Source organism: Mesorhizobium sp. M0491 (assembly GCF_040321265.1).
Lineage (GTDB): Bacteria > Pseudomonadota > Alphaproteobacteria > Rhizobiales > Rhizobiaceae > Mesorhizobium.
In genome coordinates this window covers 113029-131955 of record NZ_JAMYRE010000015.1, presented here as the reverse complement: position 1 = coordinate 131955, position 18927 = coordinate 113029, and the positions used below count along the sequence as shown (strand labels likewise).

Genomic DNA, 18927 nt, shown 5'->3' with positions numbered 1-18927 from the left:
GATGCAGCGTTTCCTTTGGGCAGCGCTGATCCTGCTGTACGGGCTGACCTGGTCGACCCTTGTGCTGGCCGATCCGCCGCAATCCGCCAAGCAGCGGCTGATCGACAAAGTCTGCAATCTGATCCAGGCGCATGCCGACCAGAACGGCCTGTCCAGGGATTTCTTCGCCCGGCTGATCTGGAAGGAAAGCCGTTTCGATCCCAACGCCGTCAGTCCGGTCGGTGCCGAAGGCATTGCCCAGTTCATGCCGGGCACCGCCAAGATGCGCGGGCTTGCCAATTCCTTCGACATCAACCAGGCGATTCCGGCTTCGGCTAGATATCTCGCCGAAATGAAAACCGGCTACGGCAATCTCGGCCTGGCCGCCGCCGCCTACAATGCCGGCGAGAGCCGGGTGTCGCGCTGGCTCAGCTCCGGGGGGTTCCTGCCGATGGAGACCGAAAGCTATGTCTTAGACATCATGGGCGAACCAGCCGACAAGTTCACGGACCGGGCCTATGCCGGAAAAGTCGAGCCGCTCGACGCAAAGACGGATTTTGCCGTCGCTTGCCGAAAACTGCCGGTGATCATGTCGCGGACGGTGGCCATGGCTTCGATCAACATAAAGCCATGGGGCATCCAGGTGGCCGGCAATTTTCGCCGCAGCGCCGCGATCAACCAGTGGCTCAGGATAAGGAGCCGGTTCCCGGCCCTGCTCAACGGGCATGATCCGGTGGTCAGCCGGGTGCGCACGCCGATCGGCCGGCGCGGCATCTACGCGGTCAGGATCGGTGTCGACCGCCGCGCCGATGCCAACGTTATTTGCCAGAAATTGCAAAGCGTCGGTGGGGCGTGCGTGGTGGTGCGCAACCGGTAATTTGGCCGCTGCCGGCATGGTGTTTGTCTGAGAGAGGCATTTAAGAGCGACAGCCGTGACGTCGCATCCAGCAAAGATTTCAGCTATAGCGGCGGCCATCTTCTCCAAGGCGACAGCCCCTGCCTTTGACGAGCAGCATGGACACAACATGTTCGATGGGTACATAATCTGCGGCACGCCGAGGACCGGAAGCACGCTGCTGTGCAAGCTTCTGGCATCCACGAAGACGACTGGCGATCCGCACTCATTCTATCGGCGGCAGGATGTGCTGGAGTGGGCTGAAGAGTGGAAGCTGCCGGATCGCGGCACGATGAGTGAGCTCGACTTCAATGTCGCCTATCTCAACGCGGCGATCGCTGCGGGCAAGGGTGGGACCGGCCTCTTCGGCCTTCGCTTGATGCGCGAAAATCTGGATGAGCTTTCGACGATCCTCGACCGGATTTTCCCGAAACTGCAGTCGGACAGAGCGCGGTTCGGAAGAGCATTCGGCAATGTTCTCTACATACACCTCTTGCGGGAGGACAAGCTCGCGCAGGCTGTCTCCCTGATCAAGGCAGAGCAGACCGGTCTTTGGCATATCGCTCCCGACGGCACCGAGATCGAAAGGGTCGCGCCGCCGAAAGAGCCTCAATATGATTTCGAGCGGATCAAACGAGAGGTCGCGGAACTCGAGACCTATGACGCGGCCTGGAACATTTGGTTCGCAGAGCAAGGCATATCCCCGCTGCGCGTCGGCTATGAGCGCCTTTCAGGCAATCCGGCCGCGACATTGCTAGGCATCTGCGAAGCCCTGAGGGTCCGAGCGCCGGACGAGGAGGATATAAGCCCCGGCGTTGCAAAGCTTGCTGACGCGACAAGCCTCGACTGGATGCGCCGCTATCGTCTGGAGGCAGCAGCCGTCTGACGCATCCTCATGGATGCAGTCTAGGCGGTCTTGGCCACGACCGTTTCGCTGAGCCAGGTGCCGATCTTGGTGCCGAGGCGGTCGGGCGAAACGGGCTTCGGCAGATAGTCGTCCATGCCTGATTCGATGCACTTGTCGCGATCACCCTTCAGCGCGTGCGCGGTGACGCCGATGATCGGGATGTGGGCGCCCGTCGAGACCTCCATCGCCCGGATGGCGCGGGTCGCCTCATAGCCGTTCATTTCGGGCATCGAGACATCCATCAGGATCAGCTTGGGGCGCAGCGCCCGGTACATCTCGACCGCCGTGCGGCCATTGCCGGCGATGCGGTAGCTCAAGCCCAACCCGTTGAGGATCTGGCCGAACACCAGTTGGTTCACGTCATTGTCCTCGGCAATGAGGATGTCGATCGGTCCGTTCGGCGCGGTTGTCGATTCCGGCGCTGCCGCGACCGGCATTGCCGGGCCGCGGATGACGGTGAAGGCGGGCGGCGCCGCCGGGGGAGCCTGCACGATCGGTTCGCGGACGAATCGCGCCTTGCCGACCTGCGAGCGGGCCTTCTGGATCACCGAGATGACGGTGCCGAGCAGCACCGCGGAGCGCGCCGGCTTGGTCAGGTGTGCTGATATGCCGAAGTCGATGATCATCTTGCCGAAATCGACCTGGTCGACCGAGGTCAGCAACACCACCGGGATGGAGGACAGCCGGCTGTCGGACGCAATGGCTCTGGCGACATCGGCGCCGTTCATGCCCGGCATTTGGTAGTCGAGGATGATGCAGTCGACGGCGGCGCCCAATTGAAAGGCGCGGTCGAGGAAGGCAAGCCCCACCGCGCCGCTTTCGGCGGCGGCACAATCGAAGCTCCAGCTTCTGAGCTGCTCGAGCAGGATTTCGCGGTTGACCGGATTGTCGTCGATGACCAGCACGCGCGCGCCGGTGACGTCGACCGGCACGATCTCGTCGCGCGCCGCCGCCTGGTGCGCGGGCAGCGGCACCGCGAACCAGAACACCGAGCCGCGGCCGATCTCGCTCTCGACACCGATCTTGCCTGCCATCAGGTCGACGAGGCGGGCGGCGATGGCGAGGCCCAGCCCCGTGCCCTCATGACGGCGGGTGGACGAGCCGTCCACCTGCGCGAATTTCTCGAATACATTCTGCAGTTTCTCGGCCGGTATGCCGATGCCGGTGTCTTCGACGCGGACCTTGAGCTGGACCACGTCGTTGACGATTTCGCCGCCGACATCGATCAGCACATGACCCTTCTCGGTGAATTTCACGGCATTGCCGAGCAGGTTGGTGATGATCTGCCGGAACCGGCCGGCGTCACCGACGACATGGGCCGGCAGGCGCGGGTCGACACGCACGATCAGTTCGAGGTTCTTTTCGGCGACGCGCGCCGAGACCAGCGTCGCCACATCCTCGACCGCCTCGGAAAGGCGAAAGGGAGCAGGGTCGAGGGTGAGCTGGCCGGCATTGATCTTGGAGAAATCGAGGATGTCGTTGATGATGGTGAGCAACGCGTTGCCGGATTTGACGATGACGTCCGTGAAGGTCTTCTGGCGCGGGGTCAGATCGGTCTTGGCCAGCAGTTCGGCCATGCCGAGCACGCCGTTCATCGGCGTGCGGATTTCGTGGCTCATATTGGCCAGGAATTCCGATTTGGCGCGGTCGGCGGCCTCGGCCTTGAACAGGGATTCGGCGGATTCGGCAAAGGCGCGGCGGATTGCCACTTCCATCGGGCGGAAGATCCAGAAGGCGACGATGGCAAGTGCCGCGAACAGGATGCCGCTCGCCCACAGCAGCAGTCTGTCGCTTGAGGCATCGGCCAGGTGGCGCTCATCATCCATGGCGGTGCGGACGCGAACCAGCATAGGCTGGGCAAACAGGTCGTTCTGGTTGCGGATTTCGCGATAGCTCCACTCGTCGACCTTCTGCGCCACCGACATCAGGTTAAAATTGCGCACCATGTCGCGCGGCGACCAGAACAGATCGCCGTTGACGGAAGCGGACTGGAGTTCGTTGACGGTCTTGATCGACAGCCGCGGCTTGATCGCCGCAAGCTGGGCGGTCAGCGTCTCGATCTCGCCGGTCAGACGCTCCGAATGGCCGCGCGCCGATGTGGTCAGGGCATCGCGTGTCTCCGCCCGCCAGGCTGTCCCGGTCGTCTCGGCAAAGCTGGTCGCGTTGCGCAGGTCGCGGGTGAAGATGACGAGATTGCTGCTCAGCGCATCGATGTCGCGGCGAAAGGAATTGACGCGGTCAAGCGCAATCACGATGCCGGCGGAAGCCAGCGCGAAGATCAGCAAACCTGAAATATAGCGGATCCGGACCGACCGGATGAAGGACGAATATTCAGGCATGCGCAACCCCAACACATACGCACCATTTTAATGGCCGGGATTACGCTTCATTTACATTAAAATTTCGTTCGTGCGGGTTGGCAGGCCATGCGAGCCGCCGGATGGACACCACGCCTAGGCCGCTTCCACGACGAGGGCGCGGATGCGGCCACTCACCGAGCCTTCCCCGAACCGTTTCCCAAGGGCATTTGCCACGTATCGCGTCGTCTCCTCCAGCGAGCCGCCGCGCGCCTCGATCTCAGCCCGCAGGGGCGTGCCCTGGCAATAGGCCGCGGCCGCCTCATATGGCGAGGAAGCGGCGCTGACGGCATCCAGCGGCTCTATGGTGATGTCACGGAAGCCGGCGGCATGCAGGTCGGCGCGGATGGCGTCCGCATCGTGATAGCCATGCGGCGTCCTCGCCATGAAGCGAGGCGGATCGGTCGGAAAGAAATGGCCGAGTGCCCGCGTCACTTCCTCGGCGAACTCGTTGTCTTCGATGGCGCCCCAGACGTTGAACAGGAAATGCCCGCCCGGCCGCATCATCCGCCGCGCTTGCCCGTAGGCGCCCACCCGATCGGGGAAGAACATCGCGCCAAATTGGCAGACCACGGCGTCGAACCGGGCGTCCTCGAAGGGCAGTGCCTGGGCGTCGGCCTGCTGCCAGATGATACGAGGATCGTCCGACATCCGCGTGCGCGCGTGGTCGAGCATCGGCTGGTTAAGGTCGGTGGCCACGATGCGTGTTTGCGCCGGCAATCTTGCTGCCAGCGCACGCGTCACCACACCGGTGCCCGCCGCCACTTCGAGCACCGATTGCGGCCCGAGCTTCGACACTCTCTCCGCCAGATCCTGCGCATAGGGCTCGAAGATCAGCGGCACCATCGCCCGGTCGTAGACTTCGGGAATGGAACCGGTGAACAGCTTGTCGGTGGTCGACATGGCATCCCTCCAACTCTATCCGCACCGCGTGCTTGCCGTGCGGTGGCAAAGCGATGTCGATCCTCTGCCTCGGCAGGCTTCCGCTCAAGCTCTATTTCAGAACCGGCCGGCGGGGACGTGCGTGCGTCGATCAGCTCGATGTTCCGGCTGGCACAAGCTCAGCTGTTACGCGCCGCCACGAACGTCGCCGCTTCCTTCAGCAATTGGGCATCGTCGCCATAGGGCTCAAGCAGTGCATGGGCCTGTTCGACGAGGCCGTGAAGCTGGCCGCGTGCCCAATTCGCACCATGCAAGGCCACCAGCGTCGCCTTGCCGGCGGCGGCGTCCTTGCCGGTCGCCTTGCCCATCTGGCTGGCATCGGCGGTCAAATCGAGCAGGTCGTCGGCAAGCTGGAAGGCAAGACCGATCGCCGAGCCGAATTCGGCCAGCCGCTCGCGGTCATCGGCTGGTGCACCGGCAATGAGTGCGCCTGCCTCGCAAGCGAAACGGATCAGCGCGCCGGTCTTCATCGCCTGCAGCCGGATGATGCCGGTCTCGTCCGGCGGCGCCTGTTCGGCTTCGAGGTCGAGCTTCTGGCCGCCGACCATGCCACCGGCTCCGGCCGCACGGGCAAGCGCCAGCACCAGGGCTACCCGCCGTTCCGCCGGCAGAGCGGTCGCCTCGCCAGCAATGATGTCGAAGGCCAGCGTCAGCAAGGCGTCGCCGGCCAGGATAGCGGTCGCCTCGTCGAAGGCTCTGTGCACGGTCGGCTGGCCACGGCGCAGATCGTCGTCGTCCATGGCTGGCAGATCGTCGTGTATCAGCGAATAGCAATGCACGCATTCAAGGGCTGCGGCGACGCGCAGTGCTGCCTCGCCATCGGCGGAAAAAAGGGCGGCACTTTCCATGACCAGGAAAGGGCGCAGGCGCTTGCCGCCGTTCAGCACGCCGTGCCGCATCGCCGCCATCAAACGCTCAGGCCGCGCGATCTCGCCCGAAAGCGCACGGTCGTCGAGCAGCCGCCGTAGCAGCACCTCGACGGCAGCTGCCCGTCTGATCAGCGCCATTTCGAACGCCATTTGGTCGTCATTCGTCATGGCCCGGACCGGTAGCCGACACTCAGACGTTGCGCAAGAAGCCAAGCGCCATTATGCCGGGGCAGGGAGAAGCACGGGTTGGGCGGCTTGGCGGAACCGATCGTCGATCATGAAACCGAAAGACTGGACATGGCGACGAGATCGCGGGGCGTAAACCGCCGTGGTCTCAAGCGCTGGGTCCGGCGCGGCATCGTCGTGGCCGCGGTGCTGGCTTTGATTCCGGTCGTGCTGACGTTTCTGTATCTGCCATTCTTCGTGCATCCTGTCTCGACGCTGATGCTGAAGGACCTGGCGACGTTCTCCGGTTACGATCGCCGCTGGGTGTCGATCGACGACGTGTCGCCGGTGCTGGCCAATTCCGTCATCATGTCGGAGGACGGGCAGTTCTGCTTTCATCGTGGCGTCGATCTCGGCGAGCTGAGGGGCGTCGTCGACGACGCGCTGGCCGGCGAAGCGACGCGCGGCGCCTCGACCATCACCATGCAGACGGTCAAGAACCTGTTTCTCTGGTCGCGGCCGCTGGGCTCGGTGCGCAAGGTGGTCGAATTGCCGCTGGCCGTCTATTTCGATGCGGTGATGTCGAAACGGCGCATTATGGAAATCTACCTCAACATCGCCGAGTGGGGGCCGGGCATCTACGGCATCGAGGCTGCGGCACAGCACCATTTCGGCGTTTCGGCAAAACAGCTGTCGCGACGGCAGGCCGCCTTGCTTGCGGTCTCCTTGCCAAATCCGATTGCCCGCAATCCGGCCAAACCCGGGCCTGGCTTGAGGCGGCTCGCCAATCTGATCGAGCGGCGCGCCGGCCGCTCCGGCGCCTATGTCGGTTGTCTCCGCTAGCCGATCCAAAAAAATTCGCGCCAGTGCTGGCCAAAACGGCACAGGGCGTGTATAGGCACCCGACTTTCTCAGATTTAGGCCCCGACATGGCCCTTTCACGAGGGCGGGCGGGGCTTTTGACCATGTAGTGGAGCATATCCATGGCCGTTCCGAAACGAAAAACCTCTCCGTCCAAGCGCGGCATGCGCCGCTCGGCCGACGCCCTCAAGGCCCCGACCTATGTCGAGGACAAGAATTCCGGCGAAATGCGCCGTCCGCACCATATCGACCTGAAGACCGGCATGTATCGCGGTCGCCAGGTGTTGACCCCCAAGGAAAGCTGAGACCAGCTTTTTCAAAGGTTTGAATTTCCAAAAGGACCGGCCGGTGGCTGGTCCTTTTGCGTTTGGGCGGGCCGGCAGCGCAGGCGTGCACCGCCGGCGTTGCAAATCCTTCGGCCGGCAACCGGCTGACATGGTTGTTGCGTGCGGTCTTCGACCGTGTTCAGCGCTGATGGCGAAACATCTTGACGACGTGGCTATGGCGCATTCTACAAAGGATCGCCCCCACATGGAGACGCCAGATGTTCGGTGCCATTCCGCTGCTGATCGTGCCTTTCGTGCTTTACAATCTCGGACTGCTGGGAATATTCGGCAGCGGTGACGATCCGTGGGCGAGCGAGGTCTTCTCCTTCAGCATGATGTCGGGCGGCGTGTTCTCGATGACGCTGGGCGACCTGATGATACTGATCGGGCTGATCTTCCTGTTCCTCGAAATGGCGAAGTCGGTGCGCACGACCAACGCCTCGATCATGGACCATCTTCTGTCGACGCTGGTGTTCGTGGCCTTCCTGGTCGAGTTCCTGTTGGTGAAGGGCGCGGCCCATTCCGTCTTCTTCACGCTGATGGTCATCGCGCTGTTCGATGTGCTGGCCGGATTCGCGGTGTCGATGCGATCGGCCAGCCGGGACATCAATCTGAATTAGTTCCTCAGCGAAGCGATTGGCGGAAACGCGCATCGCTTCGTCATCCCAGGGCCTCCGCGACGGAGCTTCGCTCCTGCTTCGCCCAGCGATGACCAAAGTGGAGAGGATTCAGCCCGGATCGGCGGTGAAGCCGGCGGCCTCGATGCCGGCGATGGCCGCGGCTTCGTCATTGTCCGACGTGTCGCCTGAGATGCCGACGGCGCCGATGATGGCTCCGGCCTTGTCGCGGATCAGCACGCCGCCGACCACCGGCAGCACGCGTCCGCCCGAGACGTCCGAGATGCCGGCCACCAGGTGCGGGCGCTCCTTGGCGAAGGCCTCGACTTTGCGTGAGCCCATGCCGATGGCGAGCGCACCGTAGGCCTTGCCGGCCGACATTTGCGGGCGCAGGAACGAGGCGCCGTCCTGGCGCTGGAAGGCGACCAGATGCCCGCCGGCATCAAGCACCGAAACGCCGAGCGGCTTGAGCTTGAGATCGGCGCCCTTGGCAAAGGCGGCATCGATGATTTGCCTGGCTTTTTCGAGCGGCAGTGCGGTCATGGCAATCTCCTGTTTGAAAACGCGTCGATCATCGACCGTCGACGGGCGAGATAACATCCCCGTTTCGGTTGAAATTGCTTCGCGTGAAGGGGCGGGATGGAAGCAGCTTTCACCGATACCATCAGGACAGGCATTAGCGCTTATGGCTCAAGGGGTGGCTGCTATTTTTTCTTGGCGCGGGTCGGCTTCTTGGCGGGTGCCGCCGGCGCATTGGCTAGGTCTTCGGCTTCCTTGGCGAGACGCAGCGCCCGCAGCTTGTTGGTCTTGGCCTGGCGGGCGTCGCTCTCGGCGACGTATTCGGCCATCGCCTTCTGGCGGACGGTTGCCGCCTCTTCCTGCTTCTTGAAACGCAGGTCGGCGCGCGCGCGGGCAGCATCCCGAGAGTTTTCAACCAAGACCTTATCCAATCCCGTAAATTGTGATTTTCCGCCTCTTCTAGCAGAGTCGGCCCCAAAACGGGAAAATAAGTTAATTACGCGGCTGTGCTGGCGGCGGGGGCCTTGCTGGCAACCACGGCCTCATAGGCGGCCTGCAAGGTCGCGCGGACAGAAGGACCCGCTGCAGTATCGAGCGGCATGCCGAGATGTTCATGGCGCAACTCGTCCATGAATTTGTCCCACATCGGCTGTCCGCCCTTTTCCAGAAGTTCGGCGCGGATCGACAGTTCTTCGCTGACCGGCAGCCAGATGCGGCCCCAGGCGCCGAGATGGGCCAGGATCGGCACCAGCGTGATCGCCATTTCGGTCAGGCTGTAGATCGCCTTCTGCTTGTGCGAGGGGTCGTCGGCTTTGGTCAGCATGCCCAGCTCCATCAGCCGCTTCAGCCGGTCGGCGAGGATGTTGGAGGCGATGCCTTCCATCGATCCGTTGAGCAGCTCGCGAAAATGACGCCTGCCGCCGAAGATCATGTCGCGAAGGATGATCAAGCTCCAGCGATCGCCGAAGACTTCCAGCGACAGGTTGATCGGACACCCGGACCGGCGATCCATGCTCATGAGATTTTTCTCCAAAACCGGTTGCATTATCGTATCGGTTTTATTATCGTGCAACCGATTGCAAAATGCAATCGGTATTGCAGGAGAGGAGGTCGCACCGTGACGACGACCGAACGCCCCGAAATCATATCCGAAACCTTTGGCGATCCGGCGAACCCGCCGCTGTTGCTGATCATGGGAGCGATGGCCTCGATGCTGTGGTGGCCGGAGGCGTTCTGCCGGAAACTGGCCGGTGCCGACCTGTTCGTGATCCGCTATGACAATCGCGACACCGGCCGTTCGACCAAATACAAGTCGGGAGAGCCGCCCTACACGTTCGATGATATGGCCGACGATGCAATGCGCGTTCTCGATGACCACGGCATCGGCAAGGCGAATGTCGTCGGCATGTCGATGGGCGGCATGATCGCGCAGCTTGTGGCGTTGAAACACCCGTCTCGTGTCGCATCGCTGACCGTCATCAGCAGCTCGCCCGTGGGAACCGACATTTCGCACCTTCCGCAGACGAGCGATGCCTATATCGAGCATTCGGCCGAGGGCGCCAAAGTCGATTGGTCGGACCGTGGCCAGGTGATCGATTTCATCGTCAGGGATGCGCGGGCGATCGCCAGCATCGCACATCCATTCGACGAGGCCCGGATGCGTGCCTTTGTCGAGCAGGATCACGACCGCTCCGGCGGCTTCCTGAGCGCGACCAACCATTTCATGCTCAAGGGCGGCGACGCCTGGAAGGGCCGCCTGCACGAGATCGCGGCGCCGCTGCTGGTCATCCATGGCACGGCTGATCCGATCTTTCCGGTCGAACATGGCGAGGCGCTGGCCGAGGCGGTCACCGGCGCGAAAATTCTCCGGTTCGGAGGCGGCGGCCACGAGCTGCACCCGGACGACTGGGAGGTGATTGTCGCAGGCATCGTCGCCCAGGCCCATGTCGCTTGAAGCGGCAAGCGGGCCTTGACGGGCCATGCTTGCCGCAGTGTCTGACCCTTGATGAGCAGCACGGCACCGGCCATCGATGAACCACGAAACAGATAAGCAAAAAATGTCCCTGACGCTTCATTTCCATCCGTTGGCCTCTTTCTGCTGGAAGCCGTTGATCGCGCTGTATGAGAACGTGACGCCGTTCACGCCAGTCATCGTCGATCTTGGCGATGCTGAATCGCGCGGGGCCTTCCTGAAGATTTCGCCGGCCGGCAAGATGCCGGCGCTGCGCGACGATGCGCGCGACCGCACGGTGCTGGAATCGACCATCGTTGTCGAATATCTGGCCGCGCATTATCCGGGGCCGATCGACCTCGTTCCCGCCGACATCGACTTGGCGCTGGCCGTCCGCCAGGCCGATCGCTTCTATGATTTTTATGTGCAGGAGCCGATGCAGAAGATCGTCGGCGACCGGTTGCGGCCACAGGACAAGACCGACCCGTTCGGCGTCGAGCAGGCCCGCGACCAGTTGCGCAATTCCTACGCCATCATCGAACAAGACATGCAGTCGAAGATCTGGGCGATGGGCGACACCTTCACCATGGCCGATTGCGCGGCGTCCCCGGCGCTGTTCTATGCCAACAAGGTCGAGCCGTTCGGCGACAAATACCCGGCCGTGAAGCGCTATCACGACCGGCTGGTGCACCGGCCGGCTTTCGCCCGGGTGATCGAGGAGGCGCAGCCCTACTTCAAGTTCTTCCCCTACAATAATGGCTGATCGGGATGCTGCACGATCTCGCCCCAGACGCTCGCCGATACGGTCGGTCAACTGACCGAGCCGCTGGCAATGACACTGAGAAGCTCAGGCTTCCCAGAACTGATCGAGCCAGATGTTGAGTTTGAGGAAGCCGGTGCCGCTCACCGTATAGACGCGCCTTGTTCCTTCCGGCTTGGCGTGGACCAGGCCGGCATCGAGCAGCACTTTCAGATGCTGCGAAACGGCTGGGCGCGACACCGGCAAGCCGGCGGCCAGTTCGGTGACGGTTTTCGGGCCGCGGCGAAGTTCTTCCAGAAGATGGCGCCGGTTGGGATCGGCAATCGCCATGAAGGCGTCGGAAAACATCATGCCTGTATTAGTGCGGCAAAGCCTTTCGAATCTCAACCGTCTGCTTCTGCTTTTCTTCTGGGATCAAGCCGCAATGCTTCCGGTGTCACCGAACGGTCGGCCGGCTGCGTCTTGAAGGCGTCACGATCGCCGATCGGCACCGGAGCGCGGCGGCTGATGCGCAGCAGCGTATAGCCCGCCAGGCAAAGATGCGCGAAGGCGGTCGCCAGGAACAGGCCTTCCGGGCGCATCCAGCCCATCAGGGCGGCGGCCAGCAAGGGTCCGATCATCGTGCCGAAGCCGTAGAGCAGCAGCAGGCCGCCCGACACCTTGACGAAATCCTCCGAGCGCGCGTGGTCGTTGGCATGCGCCACGGCGATCGAATAGAGCGTGTAGGCGAAGGCGCCATAGGCTGCGGTGAAGACGATGACGAAGACGCCGGAGCGTGGCTCGAACAGGAAGATCAGGAGCGCGAACAAGGCCGCGCCGAAAGCAGCGCCCGCCAGCACGAAACGCCGGTCGGTCTTGTCGGACATGCGCCCGGCGGGAAGCTGCATGGCGGCACCGGCAACGACCACAAGGCTCATCATCAGGGCGATCTCGGCCGTGGAGATGCCGATACGGGCGCCGTAGACCGCGCCAAGCGTGCCCCAGGCCCCGTTGGCGATGCCGATCAACACGCAGGCGACCGCCGAAACCGGCGAATTGGCATAAAGGCCTTTGACGTCGAGCGAGACATCCTGCAGCGGCTTGGGGTGGGAGGCGCTCGAGACCGCGGTCGGAATGAGCGACAGGCAAAACAGGATGCCGGTGATCATGAACAGCGACGCCGATTTCACGTCGCCGCCGGCGACGATCATCTGCCCGCCCATGATCGAGGCATAAGTGACCATCATGTAGAGGCCGAAGACGGTCCCGCGGTTCTCGTTGGTGGCCTTCTCGTTCAGCCAGCTTTCGATGACCATGAAGGCACCGGCCATGGTGAAGCCTGTGAAGGCGCGCAGCAGGATCCAGACATATTCGTCGATGATCAACCCGGTGAGCAGCGCCACGATGGCGCCGGATGCGGCAAAGGCGCCAAATGCGCGCACGTGGCCTGCGCGGCGCACGATGCGCGGTGCGAAGAAGCAGCCAGTGACGAAGCCGCCGGCCCACGCCGTGCCCATCAGGCCGAGCGATGCGGTCGAGAAACCTTCCAGTTGACCGCGCAGGGGCAAGAGCAGCCCATGCAATCCAGATGCCGCCAGCAGGAAAGCGGTGCCGCGAAGCAGCGAGAGGATCGGTCTGTAGGTTGCGAACATTGTTTGATCCGGCTCAGGTTTGGCGGGGACGCTGGGTCTGAAGACAGTCGCATTCGGGCTTTTCGGCGGCGGGCTTTGCGCCCGCGCGGCTATCCGCGGCGGAACAGTGCTTCGGCCGCGGATTTGGTGGTGTCCTTGGCCTTGAGTTCGGCTTCCAGGCGGGCGATTTCGTCGCGCAGGATGCCGATCCGCTCGGTCAAGTCGCTGACGGAAAGCAGTGACAGGTCCTGCCCGATCTCGTGCGGGCGCGCCTTCTTCTTGGGTTCGTCGTCGAAGATCGCCATCGTCGCTCCTCCTCCGCCAAGACCAGATTGGCCATTTGCCTGATTTGGCAATCAGCATACATAGGGCAGGGGCGTCGATGCAAACAGCCGATCGGATAACGGCGAGGAAAGACGGGAAATCTCATGGCGAGCGGACAGAAAATTCCGGCAAGGATGACGGCCATCGCGATCTCGGAGCCGGGTGGCCCTCGGGTGCTGAAGCCGGAAACACGCGACGTGCCGCAGCCCGGGCCCGGCGAGATCCTGATCAAGGTGCATGCCGCCGGCGTCAACCGGCCCGACGTCCAGCAGCGCAAAGGCGCCTATCCGCCACCACCCGGCGCATCCGACCTGCCGGGCCTCGAGGCGTCGGGTGAAGTGGCGGCCCTTGGCGACGACATATCACGCTGGCGCATTGGCGACCGCGTCTGTGCACTGACGCCCGGCGGCGGCTATGCCGAATATGTCAAGGTCCATGCCGGCAGCGTGCTGCCGTTGCCCGCCGGCTTCACCCATACCGAAGCCGCGGCAGTGCCGGAGAATTACTTCACCGTCTGGCACAATGTGTTCGAGCGTGGCGCCCTCAAGAAAGGCGAGACGCTGCTCGTCCATGGCGGCTCGTCCGGCATCGGCACGACAGCAATCCAGCTTGCCTCGGCCTTTGGCGCCTATGTCATCACCACCGCGGGCAGCAAGGAGAAATGCGACGCCTGCCTGAAGCTCGGCGCAGACCGGGCGATCAACTATCGCGAGGAGGATTTCGTCGCCGCAGTCAAGGAGGCGACGGGGGGCAAGGGCGCCAATGTCATCCTCGACATGGTCGGCGGCGACTATGTGGGGCGCAACTACGAGGCTGCTGCGGTTGAGGGCCGGATCGTCCAGATCGCCGTGCAGGCCGGTGCTGTCGCAAGCGCGGATTTTTCGAAGATCATGGTCAAGCGGCTTACCCACACCGGGTCGACGCTGAGGCCACGCACCGTCGAGTTCAAGGCGGCGATCGCGGCGGCGCTGGAAGCGCAGGTGTGGCCGTTGCTCGGCACGCGCAAGGTTGCTCCTGTCATGGACATGATCTTCCCGCTCAGCGAAGCATGGCGGGCGCATGAGCGGATGGAAGACGGCGAACATATCGGCAAGATCGTGCTCGACGTCGGCTAGGCCGTATCGATACTCGGCCGGCCTGCAGGCCGGCCGAGCGAGGTCCGCGCCCGTGGCTGCCTACAAGATGAACAGAAGCTTAATGCTGCAATGCAGCATTTGCATCATTGCTATGCAAAATCAGCCATTCAAGTCCTCATCGATGACGCCTATTTGAGCACCATCGAAACGAACATCATTTTGGAGGACTACCATGAACCCGATCCGCGCTTTCCGTAACTGGCGTATGTACACCGAGACCGTCCGCGAACTGAACCGTCTCAACGCACGTCAACTCAGCGATCTCGGCATCAACCGCGCCGACATCGAAAAGATCGCCCGCAGGGCCATCTGAATTCGAGCATGGTTCGCTGTAGGGTGGCTCACCGTTTCACGGAAACGCTGAACCGCTCTAGCTCCTGCCGATGCGACTCCGGACGGAAAACCGTTTCACGCTTTTCCCGGAATTGCTCTAAGGAGCGGACCTTGCCGTAGAAGCAAGAGCCGGAGCTGACGGTTTTGCCGTCGCCGGTTCCGAGCCCGCTGGACCCCGTCCGGCGGGTTTTGTCTTTTTGGGGCCATCAACCGCATGCGCTCGACAGCAATCTGAGGTTGACCTTCAACGGCCGCCCTTGCGCAAGGGAGGCCGCCAGCCGCGCCTCTGCGGGGTCGATCGAGAAACCTACTTCGACAAGTGGTTCAACTACAATGGACGGTGGACGCTCACCCAACTCTACGATCATGCCGTGACCGATCCGGTACCGCTCTCAATGGATTTCGTCAGTGCCAACAATCTGGACCCATACGATTCTGATGGCCTGCGCGCCACGAGCGAGACCGGCATCTGGTTCACCTATGTGCCGGACATGGACGGCTACGTAACGGTTTTCTGGCTATCGGACCGCGTAACCTATCGCCTGTTCAGACAATACCATCCGCGCGATGCGGACGGCTGGGCGAATGGTTGGCTCTCGGTGGAAGGGGTTGTCGGCATCTGGACGAACAATTCATTCGCAGGTCGCGACTACGTCGAAATTTCGAGCAGCAACGGCAATGCGCACGACACGCTACAAGCGAGCGGGGTCCTTTTCATTCACAACAGTACATACCCCGTCCAGGCAGGAAAACCGGTCCATGTGCTGATCGGAACGCGGTCGAAAATCTTTAGTGTTTGCGACGGAACGGGCATCAACTTGGGGGCCGGCGTTGTCGCGCGAATTGATCACCCCATTTCCATCTTCACGCGAGCGGGGCTGGAGCCATATTCGCCGTTCTACTGAACCTGGATGACAACTGGGCCGCTACCGTTTCGAGGCATTCGACCTCGGGTAAGGTGGAGCTGTCGGGCCGATACCGACAGGCCGGAAAGCCGACGCGCGATTTTTTGCGCCATCCGTCGAACAAGGGACGGCCGCGCTCCGGGCGATCTGACGGTCTTGGGAGCGCGCAGCGCACGCGGTGCGGTCTTGGCTCCAAAAACGTTGCGAAACGACCCGAGAGCGGTTATACAGACCGCGAATTTCCCATTTTGGTGGCTCTAAACCACCGCCCGCGCGGGAACGCGGGCGAACGAGAAGGATTTGTAAAATGGCCAATACGCTGCTGATGCCCAAGGCGACCGCTGTCTGGCTGGTCGACAATACCGCACTTTCCTTCGAGCAGATCGCGCAGTTCTGCGGGCTGCACCCGCTCGAGGTCAAGGCAATCGCCGACGGTGAATCGGCGCAAGGCATCAAGGGCATGGACCCGATCATGACCGGACAGCTGACCCGCGACGAGATCGCCCGTGCCGAGAAGGACCCGAACCAGCGCCTGAAGCTTTCGGACCCCAAGGTCCGGGTGCCCGAATCCAAGCGCAAGGGGCCGCGCTACACGCCGCTGTCGAAGCGCCAGGACCGGCCGAACGCGATTCTGTGGCTGGTGCGCAACCATCCCGAGCTCAAGGACGCGCAGATCTCGCGCCTCGTCGGCACCACCAAGTCGACGATCGAACAGATCCGTGAGCGCAAGCACTGGAATTCGGCCAATCTGCAGCCGATGGATCCTGTCACGTTGGGCCTCGCCTCGCAGATCGACCTCGACATGGAAGTCAATCGCGCCTCGCGCGGCCGCGAACAGGCGCAGCCGGTCGGCGACACGCTGCTGCCGGCGGCCTTGACCGAGCGGCTGGTGCCGGCTCCCGAGAAGCCCAAGGACGAGGATGCCGAACTCGACGCCAACGCCGTGTTCGCCAAGCTTTCGGCCTTGAAGTCGAAGAACACGGACAATGACGACGACGAGTGAGGTTGTCTGACATTCTAATAAAAGCCCGCTTCGAGCGGGCTTTTTATTGGGTCAACAACTCAGCTGCGCGCCGCGCGATCCGGCGCCATGCCATAATCTTCGCTGCGCTCCACCGCGCGGTAGAAGTCGGCAAGCTGCTTGCCGCGCTCGGGCTTGAAGATGCGGCCAGCGATGACCACGGAGGCGATGCGATCGATGCGGAAGGCGCGAAAATCGTCGCGCATCTCGCACCAGGCGACCAGCGTCCACACCTTGCCCCAAAACCACAGGCCGAGCGGGCGGATATCGCGGGCGGTGCCGCGGCCGGCCTCGTCGGAATAGTCGATGGTCAGCACCTGCCGTTTTTCGACCGCGCGCTCGATCAGGTCAATCGCCTCGCGAGCAGCGTCGCTGACCACCCACATCGGTGTGTGGATCTCAGTGCGGGCGATGCGGTCTTTCTCGGCATCGGGCAATACGGCGCCGATCTTGACCAGCGCCTCGTCGGCGGCCCTCGCCATGGCGGCACCGCCAAAGGCGCGCACCATGCGGGCGCCGGCGACCAGCGCGACGATCTCGTCACGCGTGAACATCAGCGGCGGAAGGTCGAAACCCTCCCTCATCATATAGCCAACGCCGGCCTCGCCGTCGATCGGCACTCCGGTCGACTGCAAATCGGCAATGTCGCGATAGATGGTTCGCTCGGAAACTTCGAGCCACGTGCCGAGCTTCTGGGCAGTGACCAGTCGGCCACCGCGCAGATGCTGCACGATCTGGAAGAGCCTGTCGGCGCGGCGCATCGTATGGTCCCTCGGCGTTGTCTCTATGCATGTCGCCCGAAACCGGTCCACCTCTGGGTGGCATGCATCGTGTTTTCGCGCATGCCGCTATCCCAAAACCGCAGAACACTTTTGGGCGGCATGTATCATGGCTTCAGCCCTTCGCGCTTGCGCTGCGCGGCGACGAACTCCGCGCCGAAGGACAGTTTCTTCGTCGTCGGTGTTTTCGCATCGAGCACGCGCCAGAATGGTGCCACGCCACTCAGCGTCATACCGCGCTGGAGGTCCTCGTTGGCGGCTTCGGCAACAGTGCGCAGATGATAGCCTATGGTGACCGGGCATGTCACTTCGGCGCCATGCTCTATGGCAAGTGCTGTACGCAGCGCACACATATCCATCTCGACGCCTTCGGGAATCGAGCGGATGAAATCATCGACCTGGCGCGCCGTCGGCACCAGCATAGGCTGGCCTTCGACGACATCGGCCATCGTGCGCGGCGTCGGCCTCACGCCGTTGATGCCTGGTGTGCTCAGTCTGTCGTTCCAACTCTTCATCGATCGTCCTTTAACGCCAATGCGCAGTGTCCGAAGCTGGCACCATTGCACGCCCCTCCTGACAGCATACTGTCAGGAGGCTTCAGCGTACTCCTTGGCGAACAGCGTCCGCATCTGTGCGAGATCGCTGCCTCTTTCGGGGTAGAGCGCCTTCAGAAAGGCGAGTGCGAAGGTGCCTGGTGCCGAGCCCGGTGCGGAAACGATGTTGCCGTCGGCTACGGCATGCGGCACATCCTCGTAGTTCTCGGCACCGGCATAACCGGCTTCATGACCCTTGATCCACTCGCGGCCATTGCTGGTATGCCTGGCCTTCTCGAAAAGGCCGGCTCGGGCCAGCGCCAGCGTGCCGGCGCAGATGCCACCGACCACGCCGCCGCGCGATGCAATGGCGGCAAGCAGGTCGCCTACATCAGGCGGTGCCTTGCCCGTCCACCGGTCGGAACCAATGACGGCAATGGCATAGAGATCGGCATTCTCGCCGGCGCCTGTTGCGCGATCGGGGATCAGCCGAAAGCCGCTAATGCCCGTCACCTGCTTGCCATCAGGCGTCAGCGACACGGCACGGGCGCCGAACCATTCGACCGCCGAGGCCGCCAGCAGCCCATACTCCCAGTCAGCGAAGCCTTCGATGAAAAGGAAACCGATTGTCTTTTGTTCGGGCATAAGCGCGCTCCGCGTGTCGACCTGTTACCCTGCTTGTTATCTGGGCGTTGACGCGCCCACATCCAATCGCCGGGTCGAAAAATTGGCTTCAATTGCCGCGAGAGCCACGGTCGGCGTACATGTCGGGCCAGCCGATATCCTTGCGAATGTCCGCCGGCAGCGAGTTCATGAACCGCTGGGTGCGGATCTCGTTGCGCATCGTCCGGATCTTGCCGACATAGTGCTGCATGCCGCGCAGAATGGTGTAACCGTTCATGGCTAAGTCTCCTCTCTCTGTGTAGAGCACTATCGCATACCCCTCCTGACAGCAGTCTGTCAGGAGGATGTCAGGGCGCGAGACAATAGTTGCGGCCGGTGCGCGCGCCGCAGGCAAGGCATCGCTTCTCGCCGCATCGAGCGGTGCCTCAAGGCAGGTTTGCGACGTCCGATTGTTCATGGCGACGACGTTGTTTTCGGCGCCGCTGTTCAGCGTCCGGCGACGGACTGTCGGAAT

General features: G+C 62.7%; 24 protein-coding genes. 11 read left to right on the top strand and 13 right to left on the bottom strand.

Going from position 1 to position 18927, the window contains the following annotated elements; translation table 11 throughout:
- The first annotated feature begins 1 nt into the window (after position 1).
- Both NKI69_RS20670 and NKI69_RS20665 read left to right on the top strand, forming a co-directional pair.
- Positions 2-856 carry a lytic transglycosylase domain-containing protein gene (locus tag NKI69_RS20670; protein ID WP_128305963.1) on the top strand — a complete coding sequence of 285 codons (855 nt, stop codon included), beginning with the start codon at positions 2-4 and terminating at the stop codon, positions 854-856.
- 55 nt (positions 857-911) lie between these two features.
- Positions 912-1760: a Stf0 family sulfotransferase gene (locus NKI69_RS20665; protein WP_352722448.1), complete on the top strand. Its 849-nt coding sequence runs from the start codon at positions 912-914 to the stop codon at positions 1758-1760.
- Between the two features lie 20 nt (positions 1761-1780).
- On the opposite strand, the gene NKI69_RS20660 is transcribed toward NKI69_RS20665, so the two are convergent.
- From NKI69_RS20660 to NKI69_RS20650, 3 genes are all read right to left on the bottom strand, one after another.
- On the bottom strand, positions 1781-4120 hold the full coding sequence (locus NKI69_RS20660) for a response regulator (protein ID WP_352554511.1): 2340 nt from the start codon (positions 4118-4120) through the stop codon (positions 1781-1783).
- Between the two features lie 114 nt (positions 4121-4234).
- A complete protein-coding gene (locus NKI69_RS20655; RefSeq protein WP_352722447.1) occupies positions 4235-5041 on the bottom strand; it encodes a class I SAM-dependent methyltransferase in 807 nt (268 codons plus the stop codon).
- 158 nt (positions 5042-5199) lie between these two features.
- Positions 5200-6117, bottom strand: coding sequence for a polyprenyl synthetase family protein (locus tag NKI69_RS20650; protein WP_352442020.1), 918 nt, complete (start codon positions 6115-6117; stop codon positions 5200-5202).
- 78 nt (positions 6118-6195) lie between these two features.
- Here NKI69_RS20650 and NKI69_RS20645 point away from each other — a divergent pair, with 78 nt between their 5' ends.
- The 3 genes from NKI69_RS20645 (at position 6196) to NKI69_RS20635 (ending at position 7921) form a co-directional block, all read left to right on the top strand.
- Positions 6196-6957 (top strand): transglycosylase domain-containing protein, encoded by a 762-nt coding sequence (locus NKI69_RS20645; protein ID WP_031213164.1) that lies wholly within the window; start codon positions 6196-6198, stop codon positions 6955-6957.
- Between the two features lie 140 nt (positions 6958-7097).
- Positions 7098-7280 carry a 50S ribosomal protein L32 gene (gene rpmF, locus NKI69_RS20640; RefSeq protein ID WP_008834724.1) on the top strand — a complete coding sequence of 61 codons (183 nt, stop codon included), beginning with the start codon at positions 7098-7100 and terminating at the stop codon, positions 7278-7280.
- A gap of 239 nt (positions 7281-7519) precedes the next feature.
- Positions 7520-7921 carry a hypothetical protein gene (locus NKI69_RS20635; RefSeq protein WP_127296853.1) on the top strand — a complete coding sequence of 134 codons (402 nt, stop codon included), beginning with the start codon at positions 7520-7522 and terminating at the stop codon, positions 7919-7921.
- A gap of 108 nt (positions 7922-8029) precedes the next feature.
- Here NKI69_RS20635 and NKI69_RS20630 read toward each other — a convergent pair whose 3' ends face one another.
- From NKI69_RS20630 to NKI69_RS20620, 3 genes are all read right to left on the bottom strand, one after another.
- On the bottom strand, positions 8030-8461 hold the full coding sequence (locus NKI69_RS20630; protein WP_023810947.1) for a GlcG/HbpS family heme-binding protein: 432 nt from the start codon (positions 8459-8461) through the stop codon (positions 8030-8032).
- Between the two features lie 161 nt (positions 8462-8622).
- Entirely contained in the window at positions 8623-8856 is a 234-nt protein-coding gene (locus NKI69_RS20625) for a hypothetical protein (RefSeq protein WP_127296851.1), read from the bottom strand.
- Between the two features lie 77 nt (positions 8857-8933).
- Positions 8934-9455 (bottom strand): winged helix-turn-helix transcriptional regulator, encoded by a 522-nt coding sequence (locus NKI69_RS20620; RefSeq protein WP_128305885.1) that lies wholly within the window; start codon positions 9453-9455, stop codon positions 8934-8936.
- 99 nt (positions 9456-9554) lie between these two features.
- Here NKI69_RS20620 and NKI69_RS20615 point away from each other — a divergent pair, with 99 nt between their 5' ends.
- On the top strand, positions 9555-10391 hold the full coding sequence (locus NKI69_RS20615; protein WP_352722446.1) for an alpha/beta fold hydrolase: 837 nt from the start codon (positions 9555-9557) through the stop codon (positions 10389-10391).
- Between the two features lie 103 nt (positions 10392-10494).
- Entirely contained in the window at positions 10495-11151 is a 657-nt protein-coding gene (locus NKI69_RS20610; RefSeq protein WP_023810951.1) for a glutathione S-transferase family protein, read from the top strand.
- Positions 11152-11235: 84 nt separating this feature from the next.
- Here NKI69_RS20610 and NKI69_RS20605 read toward each other — a convergent pair whose 3' ends face one another.
- From NKI69_RS20605 to NKI69_RS20595, 3 genes are read right to left on the bottom strand one after another with little or no spacing between them, the layout of a single operon-like run.
- Positions 11236-11499, bottom strand: coding sequence for an ArsR/SmtB family transcription factor (locus NKI69_RS20605; protein ID WP_013529232.1), 264 nt, complete (start codon positions 11497-11499; stop codon positions 11236-11238).
- Between the two features lie 32 nt (positions 11500-11531).
- Positions 11532-12872 (bottom strand): MFS transporter, encoded by a 1341-nt coding sequence (locus NKI69_RS20600; protein WP_348629860.1) that lies wholly within the window; start codon positions 12870-12872, stop codon positions 11532-11534.
- On the bottom strand, positions 12869-13063 hold the full coding sequence (locus NKI69_RS20595) for a DUF1192 domain-containing protein (RefSeq protein ID WP_023810953.1): 195 nt from the start codon (positions 13061-13063) through the stop codon (positions 12869-12871). The genes NKI69_RS20600 and NKI69_RS20595 overlap by 4 nt, the downstream gene beginning before the upstream one ends.
- Positions 13064-13186: 123 nt before the next feature.
- Between NKI69_RS20595 and NKI69_RS20590 the strand changes: the two genes are divergently transcribed.
- From NKI69_RS20590 to NKI69_RS20575, 4 genes are all read left to right on the top strand, one after another.
- Complete coding sequence (locus NKI69_RS20590; protein WP_032909131.1) at positions 13187-14197, top strand: NAD(P)H-quinone oxidoreductase; 1011 nt, start codon at positions 13187-13189, stop codon at positions 14195-14197.
- 193 nt (positions 14198-14390) lie between these two features.
- Positions 14391-14531, top strand: a complete 141-nt coding sequence (locus tag NKI69_RS20585; RefSeq protein WP_013529236.1) for a DUF1127 domain-containing protein — start codon at positions 14391-14393, stop codon at positions 14529-14531.
- A 277-nt stretch (positions 14532-14808) separates the two neighbouring features.
- The gene (locus NKI69_RS20580) at positions 14809-15456 is read left to right on the top strand and encodes a hypothetical protein (RefSeq protein WP_023810956.1); all 648 of its coding nucleotides are present in this window, start codon (positions 14809-14811) and stop codon (positions 15454-15456) included.
- A gap of 307 nt (positions 15457-15763) precedes the next feature.
- Entirely contained in the window at positions 15764-16459 is a 696-nt protein-coding gene (locus NKI69_RS20575) for a DUF1013 domain-containing protein (protein WP_023810957.1), read from the top strand.
- A 59-nt stretch (positions 16460-16518) separates the two neighbouring features.
- Here NKI69_RS20575 and NKI69_RS20570 read toward each other — a convergent pair whose 3' ends face one another.
- From NKI69_RS20570 to NKI69_RS20555, 4 genes are all read right to left on the bottom strand, one after another.
- Positions 16519-17238 (bottom strand): helix-turn-helix transcriptional regulator, encoded by a 720-nt coding sequence (locus tag NKI69_RS20570; RefSeq protein ID WP_013529238.1) that lies wholly within the window; start codon positions 17236-17238, stop codon positions 16519-16521.
- Between the two features lie 125 nt (positions 17239-17363).
- Positions 17364-17771, bottom strand: coding sequence for a hypothetical protein (locus NKI69_RS20565; RefSeq protein ID WP_352722445.1), 408 nt, complete (start codon positions 17769-17771; stop codon positions 17364-17366).
- A gap of 72 nt (positions 17772-17843) precedes the next feature.
- The gene (locus tag NKI69_RS20560) at positions 17844-18434 is read right to left on the bottom strand and encodes a DJ-1/PfpI family protein (RefSeq protein ID WP_023810959.1); all 591 of its coding nucleotides are present in this window, start codon (positions 18432-18434) and stop codon (positions 17844-17846) included.
- An 88-nt stretch (positions 18435-18522) separates the two neighbouring features.
- Positions 18523-18690 carry a hypothetical protein gene (locus tag NKI69_RS20555; protein ID WP_023810960.1) on the bottom strand — a complete coding sequence of 56 codons (168 nt, stop codon included), beginning with the start codon at positions 18688-18690 and terminating at the stop codon, positions 18523-18525.
- Positions 18691-18927: the final 237 nt, after the last annotated feature.